The organism is Nonomuraea sp. NPDC005730 (genome assembly GCF_040630865.1).
In the GTDB taxonomy this organism is placed as follows: domain Bacteria; phylum Actinomycetota; class Actinomycetes; order Streptosporangiales; family Streptosporangiaceae; genus Nonomuraea.
The window spans coordinates 72,499-88,246 of sequence record NZ_JBEXYK010000021.1 but is presented as its reverse complement, the minus strand read 5'-3'; the positions used below and the strand labels follow the sequence as shown (position 1 = coordinate 88,246).

Annotated in this window: 15 protein-coding genes; 7 read left to right on the top strand and 8 right to left on the bottom strand. The window is 73.2% G+C overall.

Annotated features, from left to right (window positions below; genetic code table 11):
• The first annotated feature begins 36 nt into the window (after positions 1-36).
• Genes ABZ444_RS24380 through ABZ444_RS24370 form a run of 3 tightly spaced genes read left to right on the top strand, consistent with a single transcriptional unit; the run spans position 37 to position 3,130 of the window.
• Positions 37-714 carry an FkbM family methyltransferase gene (locus ABZ444_RS24380; RefSeq protein WP_352359882.1) on the top strand — a complete coding sequence of 226 codons (678 nt, stop codon included), beginning with the start codon at positions 37-39 and terminating at the stop codon, positions 712-714.
• Positions 714-1,478: an enoyl-CoA hydratase/isomerase family protein gene (locus tag ABZ444_RS24375; RefSeq protein WP_358000931.1), complete on the top strand. Its 765-nt coding sequence runs from the start codon at positions 714-716 to the stop codon at positions 1,476-1,478. The genes ABZ444_RS24380 and ABZ444_RS24375 overlap by 1 nt, the downstream gene beginning before the upstream one ends.
• Complete coding sequence (locus ABZ444_RS24370) at positions 1,475-3,130, top strand: CoA-transferase (protein ID WP_358000928.1); 1,656 nt, start codon at positions 1,475-1,477, stop codon at positions 3,128-3,130. The genes ABZ444_RS24375 and ABZ444_RS24370 overlap by 4 nt, the downstream gene beginning before the upstream one ends.
• Before the next feature lie 17 nt (positions 3,131-3,147).
• On the opposite strand, the gene ABZ444_RS24365 is transcribed toward ABZ444_RS24370, so the two are convergent.
• Together ABZ444_RS24365 and ABZ444_RS24360 are read right to left on the bottom strand one after the other, a co-directional pair.
• On the bottom strand, positions 3,148-4,380 hold the full coding sequence (locus tag ABZ444_RS24365; protein WP_358000925.1) for a kynureninase: 1,233 nt from the start codon (positions 4,378-4,380) through the stop codon (positions 3,148-3,150).
• A complete protein-coding gene (locus tag ABZ444_RS24360; protein ID WP_358000922.1) occupies positions 4,377-5,162 on the bottom strand; it encodes a tryptophan 2,3-dioxygenase family protein in 786 nt (261 codons plus the stop codon). Before ABZ444_RS24360 ends, ABZ444_RS24365 begins: the two co-directional genes overlap by 4 nt.
• A gap of 239 nt (positions 5,163-5,401) precedes the next feature.
• On the opposite strand from ABZ444_RS24360, the gene ABZ444_RS24355 reads away from it, so the two are divergent.
• Complete coding sequence (locus tag ABZ444_RS24355; RefSeq protein WP_358000919.1) at positions 5,402-6,685, top strand: acyltransferase; 1,284 nt, start codon at positions 5,402-5,404, stop codon at positions 6,683-6,685.
• 6 nt (positions 6,686-6,691) lie between these two features.
• Here the strand turns inward: ABZ444_RS24355 and ABZ444_RS24350 are convergent, their stop codons facing one another.
• Both ABZ444_RS24350 and ABZ444_RS24345 read right to left on the bottom strand, forming a co-directional pair.
• Positions 6,692-7,021 carry a DoxX family protein gene (locus tag ABZ444_RS24350; RefSeq protein WP_358000916.1) on the bottom strand — a complete coding sequence of 110 codons (330 nt, stop codon included), beginning with the start codon at positions 7,019-7,021 and terminating at the stop codon, positions 6,692-6,694.
• A complete protein-coding gene (locus tag ABZ444_RS24345; protein WP_358000913.1) occupies positions 6,912-7,850 on the bottom strand; it encodes an NADP-dependent oxidoreductase in 939 nt (312 codons plus the stop codon). The genes ABZ444_RS24350 and ABZ444_RS24345 overlap by 110 nt, the downstream gene beginning before the upstream one ends.
• Positions 7,851-7,950: 100 nt before the next feature.
• Between ABZ444_RS24345 and ABZ444_RS24340 the strand changes: the two genes are divergently transcribed.
• Positions 7,951-8,658, top strand: a complete 708-nt coding sequence (locus ABZ444_RS24340; RefSeq protein WP_358000910.1) for a helix-turn-helix domain-containing protein — start codon at positions 7,951-7,953, stop codon at positions 8,656-8,658.
• A gap of 93 nt (positions 8,659-8,751) precedes the next feature.
• On the opposite strand, the gene ABZ444_RS24335 is transcribed toward ABZ444_RS24340, so the two are convergent.
• From ABZ444_RS24335 to ABZ444_RS24320, 4 genes are all read right to left on the bottom strand, one after another.
• Positions 8,752-9,204 carry a DUF1579 family protein gene (locus ABZ444_RS24335; protein WP_358000906.1) on the bottom strand — a complete coding sequence of 151 codons (453 nt, stop codon included), beginning with the start codon at positions 9,202-9,204 and terminating at the stop codon, positions 8,752-8,754.
• 61 nt (positions 9,205-9,265) lie between these two features.
• Positions 9,266-9,673 carry a DoxX family protein gene (locus tag ABZ444_RS24330; protein WP_357982305.1) on the bottom strand — a complete coding sequence of 136 codons (408 nt, stop codon included), beginning with the start codon at positions 9,671-9,673 and terminating at the stop codon, positions 9,266-9,268.
• Positions 9,674-9,691: 18 nt separating this feature from the next.
• Positions 9,692-11,158, bottom strand: a complete 1,467-nt coding sequence (locus ABZ444_RS24325) for a multicopper oxidase domain-containing protein (RefSeq protein ID WP_358000903.1) — start codon at positions 11,156-11,158, stop codon at positions 9,692-9,694.
• Positions 11,159-11,299: 141 nt separating this feature from the next.
• Entirely contained in the window at positions 11,300-12,613 is a 1,314-nt protein-coding gene (locus ABZ444_RS24320) for an extracellular solute-binding protein (RefSeq protein WP_358000900.1), read from the bottom strand.
• A gap of 148 nt (positions 12,614-12,761) precedes the next feature.
• Between ABZ444_RS24320 and ABZ444_RS24315 the strand changes: the two genes are divergently transcribed.
• Together ABZ444_RS24315 and ABZ444_RS24310 are read left to right on the top strand one after the other, a co-directional pair.
• Positions 12,762-13,979, top strand: coding sequence for an NAD(P)/FAD-dependent oxidoreductase (locus ABZ444_RS24315; protein ID WP_358000897.1), 1,218 nt, complete (start codon positions 12,762-12,764; stop codon positions 13,977-13,979).
• An 11-nt stretch (positions 13,980-13,990) separates the two neighbouring features.
• Positions 13,991-15,745, top strand: coding sequence for a non-ribosomal peptide synthetase (locus ABZ444_RS24310; protein WP_358000895.1), 1,755 nt, complete (start codon positions 13,991-13,993; stop codon positions 15,743-15,745).
• The last annotated feature ends 3 nt before the right edge of the window (positions 15,746-15,748 follow it).

Here is a 15,748-nt window from a genome sequence, read left to right as displayed (position 1 = left end):
GCTGCCCTGAGCGGTTCACCGGGAGGAGACGACCAGATGCGCAACCAGACTGTCGCACCGGAGCGGGTGAGCGCCCGATGGGAGGATCACCTGCCCGACCTGCTGGACAAGCTGGGATTGCCGGCCGAAGGGGCGATCCAGGTGGGCGCGCACCGGGGCCAGGAGGTGGAGGCACTCACCAGGTGCGGGTTCCGCCGCCTGGTCATGATGGAGCCCAACGGCGACCACCTGCCCGCGCTGCGCGAGCAGCTCCGGCTGCACCACCTGGCCGCCGGGCTGCCCGAGCCCGAGCACGGCCACCCGGCCCGCGAGGTCGTGGCGGCGTGCGCCGGCCGGGAACGCGGCCAGGCCACCCTCAACGTCACCCCCTACGACAAGCAGTCCAGCATGCTGCCGCCGCTGCTGCCCATGGCCGTCGTCCGGCAGGACGTCGTCCCGGTGATCCCCGTCAGCGAGGTGCAGCACGGCTGTAACGTGCTGGTGGTGGACGCCCAGGGCGCCGAGCTGGAGGTGCTGGCCGGGACCGACCTGAGCCGGTTGCGGCTCGCCGTCGTCGAGGGCAGCGTGACGGCCCGCTACAGCGGCGGCTCGACCCTCGACAGCATCGCCGAGCACATGACGGCGCACGGCTGGCGGGAGGTGGCCGCCTGGCCGCACCTGCGTCCCGGCGTCGTGGACGTCGCCTGGCTGGCCCCCTGGCCCACGCCGTTCTGATGGACCGGCCGTCGGACGGGGGCCTGGCGTGCGAGCGCCGCGGGGCGGTGGCCGTCCTGCGGCTCGACCGGCCCCGCGTGCGCAACGCGCTCGGGTCCGGGCTGGTCGCGGCGCTCGGCTCCGCGCTGGCCGAGCTGGACGACGATCCCGGGGTGCGCGCCGCCGTGCTGACGGGCGCGCCGCCGGGGTTCTGCGCGGGTTCGGACCTGAAGGAGCTGTCCGGGATGACGCGTGAGGGCATGGTGCGGCACGAGGCCGACACCGGGCGCGTGGCCAGGGCCGTGCAGCATCTCGGCATCCCCGTGGTGGCCGCCGTCGAGGGCTTCGCGCTCGGCGGCGGCTTCCTGCTGGCCACCGGCTGCGACGTGGTGGTCACCGCCGAGGACGCCCGCTGGCACCTGCCGGAGGTGCGGCTCGGCTGGGTGCCGCCCTGGGGCATCCAGAGCCTGGCCGCCCGGGTCGGGCCCGTCGCGGCGCGGCGGCTGGTCTGGGGCGACCGCCCGCTGACCGGCCGCGAGCTGCACGGGATCGGCGGCGCCGACGAGCTGACCGCGCCGGGCCAGGCCCTGGCGTGCGCGCTGGAGGTGGCGGCGGGGCTGGCCGCGCTGCCCCCGCACGCGGTCGCCTCCGCCAAGCGGGCGCTGACCGACGCGGTGAGCGGGCCCGCCGAGACGCTCGACGCGCGTACGGCCTGGATGTTCGGCGCCGACTGCGCCTCCGCCGCGGCCCGCGAGAGCCTGGCCCGCTTCGGAGCCCGCCCATGACCGCCCCGGACCAGGCCCCGGACCAGGCCCCGGACCAGGCCCCGGACCAGGCCCCGGACCAGGTCCCGGGGGCGGTCGCGGGCGGCCGGACGGGCAAGGTGTGCGGGGCGGCCGAGGCCGTCGCGCTCATCGCGGACCACCAGGCCGTCGCCAGCACCGGCGTCATCGGCTGGCTCACCCCCGACGCCCTGCTGGCCGCGCTCGGCGAGCGCTTCGCCGCCACCGGCGCCCCGCGCGAGCTGACCTTCTACTTCCCCTGCGCCACCGGGGACGCCGTCGGCATCGGCGGCATGGACCACGTGGCCAGGAAGGGCCTGATGCGCCGCATCGTGTCCGCCTCGTTCATCAACCCCCGCCACCCGGTGACCGGCGCCCGCCCGGCCCTGACCGAGCTGATCCAGAACGACCTCGTCGAGGCCTACAGCTGGCCGATGGGCGCCGCCATGCACTGGCTGCGCGAGGTGGCCCGGCGAGGCCCCGGCTACCTGACCCGCGTCGGCCTCGGCACGTACGCCGACCCCCGGCACGGCGGCGGCAGGTTCACCGGCCTGGCCCAGGAGGATCTGGTGCAGCTGGTCGAGCTGGGCGGCGAGGAGTACCTGTTCTACCCGTCCTGGCCGCTGCACGCCGGACTGGTCCGGGCGAGCGCCGCCGACCCCGACGGCAACCTGTCCTTCGAGGACCAGCCGCTGTTCTCCAGCGCGCTGGCGATCGCCCTCGCGGTGAAGGCCTGCGGCGGCACCGTGATCGCGCAGGTGTCGCGGATCGTGCCCGCCGGCTCGGCGCCCGCGCGGGAGATGCGCGTGCCGGGGGCGCTCGTCGACCGGGTCGTCGTGGTTCCGGACGCGCCCATGACCACCGGCGTACGGCACGATCCCGGCTATCTCCGGCACGTCCCCGACGCCGTCGCGCGGGTGCCGCGGCTGCCGTCCGGCCCGGACAAGGTGATCGCCCGCCGGGTCGCCAGGGAGGTCAGGCCGGGGGAGACCTCGATCTTCGGGTTCGGCGCCTCCTCCGACGCCGTCCTGGCCATGGCCGAGGACGGCATGCTGGACGACGGCCGCCTGGACGAGCACCTGTTCACCACCGAGCACGGCTCCTTCGGCGGCATCGTGATGAGCGGCTGGCAGTTCTCGGCGAACTACTCGCCGCGGGCGCTGCTCGACGGGCCCTCGCAGTTCGACTTCATCGACGGCGGCGGCTGCCCGTTCGCCGCGCTCGCCTTCGCCCAGATCGACGCCGAGGGCAACGTGAACGTCAGCCGGTTCGGCGCGGCCAACCCCGGGGCCGGCGGGTTCGTGGACATCGCGCACAACGCCACGCGGCTGGTCTTCGCCGGCACGCTGACCACCGACGGCCTCCAGGTGAGCTGCGCCGACGGCGGGCTGCGCATCCAGGCCGAGGGGCGGGTGCGCAAGCTGGTGCCGCGGGCCGGGCACGTCACGTACCGGCTGGGCGAGGGCGTGCGGCGCGGGCAGTGGGCCCGCGTGGTCACCGAGCGGGCCGTCTTCGACGTCACCGCCGGCGGCCTGGAGCTCGTGGAGCTCGCGGCCGGCGTGGACCTGCGCCGCGACGTGCTCGACCAGATCGGCTTCCCGGTCCGCGTCTCGCCGTCGCTCGTCCCCATGGACCCGGCGCTCTTCCGCCCCTGACGGCCGCCCCCTCCGGTTCACGCCGCCCGCCTCGCCCCGGTCGCCCCGATCGCCCCGCCGGCCGCTCCGCCGGACGTCAGTGAGCGGACCTCCGCGGCGAGCCGGTCCATGGCCGCGTGCAGCCGCGCGTCCGACAGGTACGGCGCGGGCCCGAGCCGCAGGTACTCGCCCCGGCTGTCGGCCTGCACCCCCCGCGCCGCCAGCCCCGCCCGCAGCCGCCCCGCGTACGGCGAGCGCAGCGCCAGGAAGCCGCCGAACTCCTCGGGCGCGGCGTCCAGGTCCCGGCTGACCACGTGCGCGGGCGCGCCGATCTCGTCGAAGCGCGCCGCCAGCAGCCCGCGCTGCCGCAGCGACACCGCCCGCAGCACCTGTGGCGTCAGCCCCTGCGCGGCGAAGAAGTCGAACACCCGGGCCGCCCGGTAGTGGCTCACCGGGTCGTAGGTCGCCCCCGCGAACCGGGCCGCCCCCGACGGGTAGCCGACCCGGCCGCCCGCCCGCGGGTCCTCGGCCAGTTCGGCGAACTCCGAGTACCACCCGGTCACCACCGGGCGCAGCCGGTCGGCGTGCGCCGGCAGCCGCAGCACGCAGTTGCCCTCCCCGAGCTGGAGGTACTTGTACCCGCCCGCCACCACCCAGGCCGAGTCCAGGCCCGCCGTCGAGAACGGCACCACGCCCAGCGCGTGGTAGGCGTCCACCAGCAGCTCGGCACCCCGAGAACGGCAGACGGCGGCGAGCTCGTCCAGCTCCGGCACGATCCTGGCCGTCTCGAACAGCACCGCCGAGACCAGGACGGCGGCCGTCCGCCCGTCGGCCGCGTCCGCCAGCCGCGCGGCCAGCGTGCCCACCGGCTCCGGCGGGACGACGACCACCTCCACGTCCTCCTCGGCCAGGCGGGCGAGCTGGCGCCGCAGCGTGTGGAACTCGCCGCCGGAGGTGACCAGCCGGGGCCGGCCGCGCAGGTCCAGCGCCGACAGGAAGCGCAGCACCAGCTCGTGCGTGCTGGACCCGAGGGCCAGCTCGGCGTACGGGTCGCCGAGGAAGAGGCGGAACCCCTCCCTGACCCGGTCGGCCTTCTTGAACGCGGCGGCCCACTTGTCGTCCACGTCCCTGGCGGCGTCGTCGAACGCCTCGATCTGCCCGGCCAGCGCCACGTCCGGCCAGGCCTGGTGGGAGTGGCCGGTCAGCAGCAGCCGGTCCGGGGCCCGGAAGGCGGAGTAGTGCGGCGCCAGGCGTCCCGAGATGTCGTTCATGCCATGCTCCTGACCGCCCACAGGTCGGGGAACGCCGGCGTCAGCGAGGCACGCAGGTACGCGCCGCCGCTGGAGCCGCCGGTGCCCGGACGGGCGCCGATGGTGCGCTCGACCATCTTCAGGTGCCGGTAGCGCCACTCCTGGAGGCATTCGTCCAGGTCCACCAGCCGCTCGCAGAGCTGGGCCGCGCCGGTGTCGTCCCGGTAGACCCGCAGCAGCAGGTCCTGCACCGGCTCCGACGGCTCCAGCGGCAGCCGTACGTCGCGGTGCAGCCGGTCCTGCGGCACCTCGTAGCCGCGCAGGTACAGGTACGTCAGCAGCGAGTCGTACAGCGTGGGCCGGGCCATCGCCGCCTCGATCCGGGCGCGGGCCGGGGTGCCCTCGGCCTGGCCGAGCAGCATGCGCTCGTCGCGCCGGCCCAGCACCGCCTCGATCTCGCGGAACTGCGCCGACTGGAAGCCGCTGCTGGTGCCCAGCTTGCCGCGGAAGGCGGCGAACTGGAAGGGCGTCATCGTCTCCATGACGTCCATCTGGGAGACCGCGAGCCGCATCAGCTTCAAGGACCGGTGCAAAGTCCGCATGGCGTGCGCGGTGAATCCGCCGGCGAGTTCGAGTTGCAGCTCGGCGAATTCGTGCAGCAATTGTTTGAACCACAGCTCGTACACCTGGTGGACGATGATGAACAGGGTCTCGTCATGGCTCTCCGAAACCGGTCGCTGCGCCGTGAGGATCTCCTCCAGCGCCAGGTAGGACGAGTACGTCAGGACGGTGTCTTCTCTCATGGCCTCAACGATGCGCGCCACCGGGAACGGGGAACAGGCCGTTCCCGGGCAGCTACCTGCCCCGCCGGGGCCGCTTCCTGCAATTCGCCGGAAACGCATTTCGGAAGATGTGGAAATGGCCGTCCGGCGGCACGGGGAATTCAGCACGACACGAGATGCGGCCACCCGCGGCCCCGCGTGACGATGGCGCCGAGGGGGCGCCGAGCCCCATCAGCGAGCGAACTGCGAGGAAACATGCCATGACCTCACCGGAGATCATCAAGAGGGGCGGCCCCGGCAAACGTGCCCCTCGGCTCGACGGGCTGCGCGGATATCTGGCACTGGGCGTGATCGTGGTGCACGTCGCCTTCGCCGCCGGCGTCATCGGCTTCTACGACAAACCGTCCGTCGGCATCTGGCCCGTGCTGATCCAGGGGCTCAACGTGCTGCTGCCGCCCTTCTTCGTGATGTCCGGCCTGCTGTTGTACCGGCCGTTCGCCAGGGCGACGATCGTCGGCACGCCGCGTCCTGAGCTCAAGGGCTACCTGATCAAGCGCATGCTGCGGATCCTGCCCGCGTACTGGCTGGTGGCCGTGGCGGCGCTGCTGCTGCTCAACCTCAAGAGCGTCGACGGCCTCTGGTACGTGCTCAGCCCCCTGCTGCTCATGCACTACTACGTGCCGGGCCCCGAGGCGGGCTACGCCGGGCTGGAGCCCACCTGGACCGTGCCCGCCGAGGTCACCTTCTACCTGGCGCTGCCCATCCTGGCCTGGATCTTCGACCGGTACGCCAGGAAGGCCGCCGACCCCGGCGCCAAGGCCCGCCGCCTGCTGGTCCCGCTGGGCGTCTTCGTGCTCGTCGGCCTGGCCTGGACCGCGTACACGCATCTGGAGTCGATGGGCCCCTTCCCGTACGAGTACTTCTGGGTGATCGGCTTCACCGGCTTCCTGGCCATCGGCATGGGCCTGGCGATCCTGTCGGCGTACGCGGAGGCCAAGGACACCACGCCCGCCTTCTACCGCCTGGTGGCCCGCCGGCCGCTGCTGTTCTGGCTGGGCGCGGCCGTCGTCTACGTGATCAACTGCATCCGGCCGTTCGGCAAGCCCGGCATGGCCGACTACGCCACGGTGCCCGAGGCGATGGCCGAGATGGTGCTGTTCCTGATCTTCGCGCTGCTGATCATCGCCCCGGTGGTGGTGCCCGGCGTGCACTCGAAGGTCATCGACGCCGTGCTCACCAACCGCCCGATGCGCTTCTTCGGCCGCATCTCCTACGGCGTCTACCTGTGGCACTTCATCCTGCAGTACCTCTGGCTGCAGAACGGCAGCGTCTTCGGCGCGCCTCCGGTGCCGATGCCGGCGGTGATGGGCAAGTCCGGCTTCTGGGAGCTCCTGGCGGTCGTGCTCGTGGGCACGGTCGCCGTCGCGACGGTCAGCTACTACCTGGTCGAGCTGCCCGCGATGCGGCTGCGCGAGCGCCTGGTGGCCCGGCGGACCGAGACCGAGCCGCGCCGGCCGGCCGAGAGCCCGCGCGTCCCGGTCTAGGAACGCTCAGAGAGGATGAGGGCCGAAGCGGCCCCAGGCGACGAACGCCGCCAGCAGGAACAGGATCGCGTTGACGGCGATCGCGCCGGGCTCCTCCCGGCGGACGTGGGCGAGCGCGGCCAGCACCATCACCACGGCCAGGCCGGCCGCGGCCAGCGGGGTCAGGGCGGGCGCGACGCCGGTGACCGCCGGCAGGATCAGCCCCAGCGCCTTCCGGCCGAGGACGTCAGGAGCAGGTGACGGCGATCTTGCCGAGCGTGCCCGCGCGGAAGGCGGCGAACGCCTCGGGGGCCTGCTCCAGCGGATAGGTGGCGGTGACCGGGACGCGCAGCGCACCGGCCGCTGCCCGGGCGGCCAGTTCGCTCAGGGTCCGCGGGTTCGGATCGGCCATGACGGTGTGCACGGTGACCGTGGAGTTCTGGACGGCGTCCGGGGTCAGGCCGAGGGTCGAGGCGAGCCGGCCGCCGCTGCGCAGCAGTCCCGCCAGCTCGGCGCCGTCACCCGCCAGGTGCAGCACGGCGTCCACGCCCGCCGGGGCCAGCGCGCGGACCTGGGCGGGCAGGTCGCCGCCGTGGTCGACGAGCTCGACCTTGGTGGCGGTGAGCCCGGTGACGAAGTCGGCCTCGGCGCCGGGACGGGCGGTGGCGATCACCCGGGCGCCGCGGGCGGCGGCCAGCTGCACGGCCAGCGCACCCACGCCGCCGGTGGCGCCGGAGATCAGCACCGTCTCGCCCTCGGCCGGGGCCACGGCGTCGAGGCTGTCCAGCGCCGCGGTGCCGGCCAGACCCAGCGCACCCGCCTCCGCGGCGGCCAGCCCCTCGGGAAGAGGGGCGATGCCGTAGCCGGCGGGCACGGTCACGTACTCGGCCATCGAGCCGGGGCCGAGGAACGGCTTCATCACCACGCCGAAGACCGGCTGCCCGACGGTGAAGCCCTCGGCGCCTTCGCCGAGCGCCTCGACGGTGCCGGCGAAGTCCTTGCCCACCACCAGCGGGAAACGGTGCTCCATCATCTGCTGCAGGTAACCGGCGGCCACGGCCAGGTCGAAGCCGTTGACCGAGGAGCCGGTGACCTTCACCAGCACCTCGCCGGCCGCCGGTCGCGGGACGGGAAGGTCGGCCGGAGCCGGGTCGGCGGGGACGGAGTTCAGCATGACAGCACGCATGAGCTGCACCTCTCAGAAAAGTGGAACGGGCTACCCGTTTCGTGCTGCCCAGCGTAACAAGAAAAATGGGTAGGTCGTTCCACTTGGGTAGGATGGAGGCATGGATCATCCCGCCGACGCCTCCGAACCTTCCGGCGAGCAGCCCGGGCCGGGCCTGCGCGCCGACGCCGAGCGCAACCGCGAACGCATCGTGGCCACCGCCCGCCGCCTGTACGCCAGCCACGGCCTCGGCGTCTCCATGGCCTGCATCGCCCGTGCCGCCGGCGTCGGCAAGGCCACCCTGTCGCGCCGCTTCGCCACCCGCGAAGAGCTCATCAACGCCGTCTTCGCCGACCGCATGGACGCCTACGCCGCCGCCGTCGCCGAGGCGCTGGCCGACCCCGACCCCTGGCACGGCTTCGTCGGCTACGTCCGGGCCGTCTGCGCCATGCAGGCCGCCGACCGCGGCTTCGCCGACGTGCTGGCCATGACCTTCCCCGCGGCCAAGGCGCTGGAGAAGCGCCGGGCCGCGGCCTATCACGGCTTCCTCGACCTCATCGCCCGCGCCAAGGCCACCGGCCGGCTTCGGGCCGACTTCACCGACCAGGACATGGTCATCCTGCTGATGGCCAACGCCGGTGTCATCGCCGCCACCGGGGACGCCGCTCCGGACACCTGGCGCCGCCTCGTCGGCCAGATGCTGCGCGCCTACGCCGCCCCCGGCGCCGACCTGCCCCCGCTGGAGCCGACCCCCGCGCCCACCGCCCTGTACCGGGCCATGGTCCGCCTCACCCGCCCCGCCGCCGGGCCTGACGGCGACCTGGAGTGAGCAGGCGACCGGCGTCAGCCAGGTCGGGTGGCGGGTGGCGGAGACCGAGCAGGACGGCGAGGACCGGCCCCGGCCGTCACGAGATCGGTACGGTCAGCCGGCCCGGGTCATGGTGGCCTCGTAGCCGCCGCCCGGCCACTCCCACCGGCCGCTGATGGTCCGGCCGTCCTCGCTGAAGGCGCCGCTGAACCCGGCCGGCGAGCCCTCCGCGCCGAACCAGATGTCGAGGTCGCGCCCGTCGAGCTTCCACACGTAGACGAAGCTGTTGCCGGTGCTGTCGAAGTAGTGCGAGCGCAGCGCGCCGCTCTCGGGGTCGTGGCCGATGTACTCCACGCCGGTCATCGTGCCGCCGCCGTGGCTCATCTCGACGCGCTGGACGAGGAAGAAGCCGCCGTCCATCCACTCGAAGACGAGCCGGCCGCCGGTCGCCTCGCCGGTGCCGAAGTCCTTGCCCGTCATCTCCCACGTGCCGACCAGCGGTTGCAGGGTCTGCAGCGAGGGGTCGGGGGTGGGGAGCTGGTTCTGCGGGTTGGCTGTCTCTGTCATGTTCCCTCCACGGGACAGGTCGATGCCCGGTACGCCGATCGCGTACCGGGCGAGGGTGAGCTCACTTGGCGCCGAAGAACGCCTTGACCCGGGACCAGCGGCCCCAGACGACCAGCGCCAGGACGACCAGCAGGACGGCCTCGATCACGGGGACGCCGCCCAGCACGATCGCGTTGGTGCCGGCCGCCCCGATCATCAGGCCGATCAGCGCCAGCGCGGCCACGCCGCTCAGACGCGGGATCAGCAGCCCGATCGCGCCGGCGATCTCCAGCACGCCGACCGCGTAGCGGAACCACTGGCCGGCGCCGATGTCCTCGAACATGGCGACCATGGTCGGGTCGCCGGCGAGCTTGAGCACGCCGCCCAAGCCGACCTGGAACGCCAGAAGGACCTGGGCGACCCAGAGGGCGATGTTGACGCCGCGGCCGGTGGACCGGCCGACGGCGGTCGTGCTGTTCGTGGTGCTCATGCAGTCCTCCTTGAGGAACTAGTTGACGATCTCCATCTGGCCCATCATCCCGATGGCCGAGTGCTCCAACATGTGACAGTGGTAGACGTATCGCCCCAGGTAGTCGCCGAAGCTGGCCTGGAAGCGCACGGTCTCGCCCGGCTGGATGAGCACCGTGTCCTTCCATCCCGCCTCGCCCGGCTGCGGCGGCGTGCCGTCGCGGTCCAGGATCCGGAACTGGGCGAGGTGGGTGTGGAAGTTGTGCGGGACGCCGAAGCCCGAGCCCCCGACGTTGGTGTCGGAGTTGGTGACCTCCCAGACCTCGCTGGTTCCCCGCTTGACCTGCATGTCCACCCGATTGGCGTCGAACGCCCTGTTGTTGATCAGGGCCTGGATGTTGACCGGGTCCAGGCTGAGGGTGAGCTGCCGGGTCTGCGTGGCGGCGGCCAGCGGGACCATCGCGCGCAACTGGTTGGGCACGCGGCTGCGGTCGATGGCCCGCCGTACGACGTCGAAGCGGAGCACGGATCCGCTGACGTCCTCCAGCGTCACCTGCGTGCCCAGCGGGAACGCGCCGAAGTCGATCACGACCTCGGCCCGCTCGCCCGAGGAGAGCACCAGCTTGGACGTCGGCACCGGCGCCGCCAGCAGCCCGCAGTCGGTGGCGATCTGCGTCATCTGGGCGCCGTTGCTCAGCGACAGCTCGAAGATCCGGTGCGTGGAGCCGTTGAGCAGGCGCAGCCGGTACTTGCGGGCCGCGACCTTGAAGTACGGCTGGGCCTTGCCGTTGGCGATCAGCGTCGGCCGGTTGTAGGGGTCGGCCGGGTCGAAGACCAGCCCGCCCTGGTCGTCGAAGAGCGCGTCGCGCAGCAGGATGGGCACGTCGTAGGCACCGGACGGCAGGCCGAGCTGCTGCTCGTCGGCGCCCTCGACCAGGTAGAAGCCGTGCATGCCGCGGTAGACGTGCTCGGCCTCCATGTGGTGGGTGTGGTCGTGGTACCACAGCGTGGCGCCGGCCTGGGCGTTCGGGTAGTCGTAGGTCTTGGACTTGCCGTCGGCGATCAGGTCCATCGGGTACCCGTCGCTGGCCGCCGGCACGCGGCCGCCGTGCAGGTGCACGTTCGCCTCGTGGCCGAGCCTGTTGTCGAAGGTGACCAGCGCCCTGCGGCCCTGCCGGGCGCGGATGGTCGGAGCGGTGAACTGGCCGCCGTACGTCAGCACGGGCGTGCTCACGCCCGGCAGGATCTCGGTGGCCGCCTGCTGGATGGACAGCCGGTAGAAGTCGATGCCCGGCAGGGTGGCCACGGGGGCCAGCACCGGGGGCACCGGCATCGCGACGCTGAAGGGCGCCGCGGTGGCGCCGGTGCGGACCGCGGGGACCCGGCCCCCGTGGTCGTGCATGCGCATCATGTGCTGCTGCTGCGCCTGCTGTTCCGGCTCGCCGAACAGCCCGCGGGACACCGGGGTCAGCGCGGCGCCTCCTGCCAGGCCACCGAGAACGATCAAGCGCCGTCGGCTTAACATACGGGAACTCCCATCGCCATGTCCGAGCGTGGCATCGCCAGCCGGCACGGTCTTCTTCTGAAGTGCTCACTTCACGGGCGGATGCCGTGGGAGCGGTGCCGCCGCCCGGAAGGCGGCGGTGGTTCAGCCCACGGACAGGCGCCGCGGGGTGCGCCCGTCCAGGCAGTCGGCGTTGTAGGCGTCGAGCAGGCCCTGAGCCCGCTCCGACGCCTCGGCGAAGCAGTCGTCGGGGTCGGCGCCGTCCAGCACCCGGGCCATGGCCTCCGTCATCAGGTCCTGGATCCCGGCGAAGTCCCCGAGCACCGCGCCCAGCGCGGCGGGGGAGCCGTCGGCCGCGCGGAGCTGGGCGGTCGCGGCCCGGTGCACCGGGTGCCGCTCGAACCAGCCCTCCTCCTCCAGCAGGCCGGCCGCGGCCCGGGTGACCGGCAGGAAACCGGCCTCCCGGTGCCACCGCGCCGCGTTGCCCGCGCTCAGCAGGTGCTGGACGAACGCCAGCGCGCCGTCCCGCCGCTCCGGCGGCAGCCCGTCGGTCAGCCAGAGCGCCTGGCCGGAGACCAGGTGCCCGGCGCGCGGCAGGGTCTCGTTGTGCGGCAGCGGGCTCGCCGTCACCTCGAAGCCGGACTCCCGCCCGCGCTCGGCGATCATGCCGGCCACCACCGAGGACGCGATGGTGAACGCCACCCGCCGCCCCAGGAACGCCCCCAGCGCCGGGCCCCAGTCACCGGGCTCGCCCGCGCGCAGGTAGTGGCCCTCGGCGTGCAGCCGCCGCCACCAGGCGGCGTAGGCCAGCAGCTCCTTGGAGGCCAGGTCCACCCGTCCGGCGCGGCCGGCGCGGCCGTTGTCGTGGTCGGCCAGCAGGCCGCCCTGCCCGGCCAGGGCCTGCTGGAACAGCCAGCCGTGGTTGGCCCAGGAGACGCCGTGCGGCGGGCCGCCGGGCAGCGCCCGTACGGCGGCGCAGGCGTGCTCCAGCTCCTCCCAGGTCCGCGGCGGCGCGTCGATCCCGGCCGCGCGGAGCAGGGTGGCGTTGGTGAGCAGCACCGCCGTGGTCGCCGTCGCGGGCGCGGCGACGAGCTCGCCGCGGTAGGTGTAGTGGCCGCGTACGGCGGGTTCGAGGTCGGCGAGCACGACCGGCTCGCCGAGGATCTCCGCGCGCCCCCCGACGGCGCGCTCGATCGGCGTGAACAGCGGCGCGCCGGACCGCGACCGGGTGTCCAGCGCGAGCCGGGTGGCCGTGGCGTAGTACTCCGCCAGGTCCGGCGGCTCGCCCCGGCCGGCCGCGCGGGCCACCTCGGCGGGCAGCTCGCGGAAGCCGTGCCCGGTGATCTCGATCCGGAGGTCCGGGTGCGCGGCCTCGAAGTCGGCGGCCATCCTCCTGATCGGGCCCAGGTAGTCCGGCAGGGGATGCTCGGCGATCCAGACGCTGATGACCGTTCTCATTCGCCTCATGGTGAACGCGGCCACCCCGCCGCACATCTTGTGAAATGCGGTGTTTCGTCAGCTCAGACAGCAATTCAAAGGATGTGGGCCCCGCGACGTGAATGTGACCCTGACTGCGAGTCGCAGAGCGGCGAAACGGAGGAGCACGGTGATCAATACTCATGACGAGTTCGACGTTGTCGTGATCGGCGGAGGCCCTGGCGGCTCGGGTACGGCGGGACTGCTGGCCCAGCGCGGCCACCGGGTTCTGGTGCTGGAGCGGGAGAAGTTCCCGCGCTACCACATCGGCGAGTCGCTGATCACGGGGTCCATGCCCACGCTGGAGGAGCTGGGACTGAAGGACAGGCTCGACCAGATGGGGTTCGTCAAGAAGTACGGCGGCACCCTGTTGTGGGGCAGGAACCAGGGCACCTGGGACTTCCGCTTCGCCGAGGCGTCCAACTACGAGTACGCCTACCAGGTGCGCCGCGCCGACTTCGACTCCCTCCTGCTGGCCAGGGCCAGGGAGCTGGGCGCGACGGTGTTCGAGGAGGCCACGGTCAAGGACCTGGTGTTCGACGGCGACCGCGTCACCGGCGTCACGTACACGGTGAAGGGTGACGCCGAGCAGCGCACCGCCCGCTGCCGCCTGCTGATCGACGCCACCGGGCAGCAGCACCTGCTGGCCCGCCGCTTCGACCTCATCGAGTACCACGACGACCTGCGCAACATCGCGGTCTGGTCGTACTGGCAGGGCTGCAAGCGCTACGGCGGCACGCGCTTCGGCGACACCGTCACCGAGAACCGCCCCGCGGGCTGGTTCTGGTTCATCCCCCTGCACGACGGCACGGTGAGCGTCGGCTACGTCACCCCCATCGACGAGTACAAGAAGTCCGGCAAGAGCCTGGAGGACCTGTACGCCTCGGAGCTGGCCGCCGCCGAGGAGGTGCGGGCCCTGACCGAGGGCGCCACCCGGGTCAGCGGCTTCCGCAGCATCCGCGACTGGTCCTACACCTGCACCAGCTTCCACGGCCCCGGCTGGGCCCTGGTGGGCGACGCGGCGGCCTTCATCGACCCGCTGCTGTCCACCGGCGTCGGCCTGGCGCTGCGCGGCGCCCACGGACTGGCCGGCGCGGTGGACGAGATCCTGAACGACCCGGCCTCGGAGGAGGCCGTGCTGGCCCGCTACGAGAAGGACTACCGCGAGTTCCTGGACTCCCTGCTGGACTTCGTGCGCTTCTTCTACGACCGCACCAAGCACAAGGAGGAGTACTGGGACAGGGCGCAGAAGACCCTCGACCCCAGCAAGCTCCGCCCCCGCAAGATCGACTTCGCCACGATGCTCTCGGGCGTCTCCGGCATCCACGCCATCTTCCACGACGACTGAGGAACCCGCTGATGTCGCCTACAACTGTGCACGGACACGTCGCCGAGCAGGCCAGGCGCACGCCCGACGCGGTCGCGGTGTCGGCGGGCCCGGTGCGGCTGACCTACCGGGAGCTCGACGAGCGCGCCAACCGCCTCGCCCACCGCCTGCGCGGGCTCGGCGCCGGCCCCGAGACGCCGGTCGCGGTGCTGATGGAGCGCTCGGCCGAGCTGGTCGTCACGCTCCTCGCGATCCTCAAGACGGGCGGCTGCTACCTGCCCGTCCACAGCGCCTACCCGGCCGACCGCCGGCAGTGGATCGTCGACTCGTCCGGGACGCCCGTCCTGGTCGCCGACCGCGCCAAGGCCGCCGCGGGCCTGCCGGCCGCCCCCGCGACCCTGCTCGCCGACGACGACCCCGCCACCGCCACGCAGCCGGCCACGGACCCCGGCGTGGCCACCGGCCCGGACGACCTGGCCTACGTCATCTACACCTCGGGCTCGACCGGGCACCCCAAGGGTGTCGCGGTCACCCACTGGGACGTGCTCGGCCTGGCCCTCGACCCCTGCTGGGACACCGGCGCCCACGAGCGCGTCCTGATGGTCGCGCCGTACGCCTTCAACGTCTCGACGTACGAGCTGTGGGTGCCGCTGCTGCACGGCGGCACGATCGTCGTGGCTCCGCCCGGCGAGCCGGACCTCGACACCCTGCGCCGGCTGATCCGCGAGGAGCGGATCACCGGGCTGCACCTGACCGCCGGGCTGTTCCGCGTCGTGGCCGAGGAAGGGGCGGACTGCCTGGCCGGCGTGCGCGAGGTGCTCACCGGCGGCGACGTGATCGTCCCGGCCGCCGTCCGCCAGGTGCTGGCCGCCTGCCCGGGGACGACCGTGCGGGCCATGTACGGCGCGACCGAGGTGACCCTGTTCTCCACCCACGCGCCCCTGACCGCCGGGACCGAGCTGGGCACGAGCGTGCCGGTCGGCGGGCCGATGCGGGACGTGCGGCTCTACGTGCTCGACGACCGCCTCAGCCCGGTCCCCGGCGACCTGGAGGGCGAGCTGTACATCGCCGGCAGGGGAGTGGCCCGGGGCTACTACGGCCGTCCCGACCTGACCGCCGAGCGCTTCGTCGCCGACCCGTTCGGCGGGCCCGGCGAGCGCATGTACCGCACCGGTGACCTGGTCCGGCGGAACGACGACGGGCAGATCGAGTTCATCGGGCGGGCCGGCGACCAGGTCAAGATCCTGGGCTTCCGGGTGGAGCTGGCCGAGGTGGAGGCCGTGCTGGCCGCCTATCCCGGGCTGGCGCACGTCGCCGTCGTGGCCGGGCAGTCCCGGCAGGGCGACAAACGCCTGGTCGCCTACGTCGTGCCGGCCGCCGCGGCCCCCGACCCCGCCGCGCTGCGCGCCCACGTGCGCACGTCGCTGCCGGACTACATGGTGCCCACGGCGTTCGTCGTGCTGGACGCGCTGCCCCTGACCGCCAACGGCAAGGTGGACCGCGCGGCCCTGCCCGACCCCGACACCGAGCCCGGCTCGGCCTACCGCGCGCCGCAGAACCCCCGCCAGGAGGTCCTGTGCACCGTGTTCGCCGAGGTGTTCGGCGTCGAACGGGTCGGCGTGGACGACAGCATCTTCGACCTGGACGTCCAGTCGCTGCTGGCGATGCGGCTGGTCAGCCGGATCCGCGCGGCGCTGGGCGTGAACCTGTCCATCGGCGACCTGTTCGACGCGGCGAGCGTGGCCGGCCTGGACGAGTGGCTAGAGGCCGGCGCACGCACCCAGTGAGAG

Bases quoted from the DNA above. Each gene is read 5' to 3' on its own strand.
- ABZ444_RS24310 (WP_358000895.1), top strand. From the start codon at position 13,991: ATGTCGCCTACAACTGTGCACGGACACGTCGCCGAGCAGGCCAGGCGC.
- ABZ444_RS24355 (WP_358000919.1), top strand. From the start codon at position 5,402: ATGACCTCACCGGAGATCATCAAGAGGGGCGGCCCCGGCAAACGTGCC.
- ABZ444_RS24375 (WP_358000931.1), top strand. From the start codon at position 714: ATGGACCGGCCGTCGGACGGGGGCCTGGCGTGCGAGCGCCGCGGGGCG.
- ABZ444_RS24345 (WP_358000913.1), bottom strand. From the start codon at position 7,850: ATGCGTGCTGTCATGCTGAACTCCGTCCCCGCCGACCCGGCTCCGGCC.
- ABZ444_RS24370 (WP_358000928.1), top strand. From the start codon at position 1,475: ATGACCGCCCCGGACCAGGCCCCGGACCAGGCCCCGGACCAGGCCCCG.
- ABZ444_RS24380 (WP_352359882.1), top strand. From the start codon at position 37: ATGCGCAACCAGACTGTCGCACCGGAGCGGGTGAGCGCCCGATGGGAG.
- ABZ444_RS24335 (WP_358000906.1), bottom strand. From the start codon at position 9,204: ATGACAGAGACAGCCAACCCGCAGAACCAGCTCCCCACCCCCGACCCC.
- ABZ444_RS24340 (WP_358000910.1), top strand. From the start codon at position 7,951: ATGGATCATCCCGCCGACGCCTCCGAACCTTCCGGCGAGCAGCCCGGG.
- ABZ444_RS24360 (WP_358000922.1), bottom strand. From the start codon at position 5,162: ATGAGAGAAGACACCGTCCTGACGTACTCGTCCTACCTGGCGCTGGAG.
- ABZ444_RS24365 (WP_358000925.1), bottom strand. From the start codon at position 4,380: ATGAACGACATCTCGGGACGCCTGGCGCCGCACTACTCCGCCTTCCGG.
- ABZ444_RS24330 (WP_357982305.1), bottom strand. From the start codon at position 9,673: ATGAGCACCACGAACAGCACGACCGCCGTCGGCCGGTCCACCGGCCGC.
- ABZ444_RS24320 (WP_358000900.1), bottom strand. From the start codon at position 12,613: ATGAGAACGGTCATCAGCGTCTGGATCGCCGAGCATCCCCTGCCGGAC.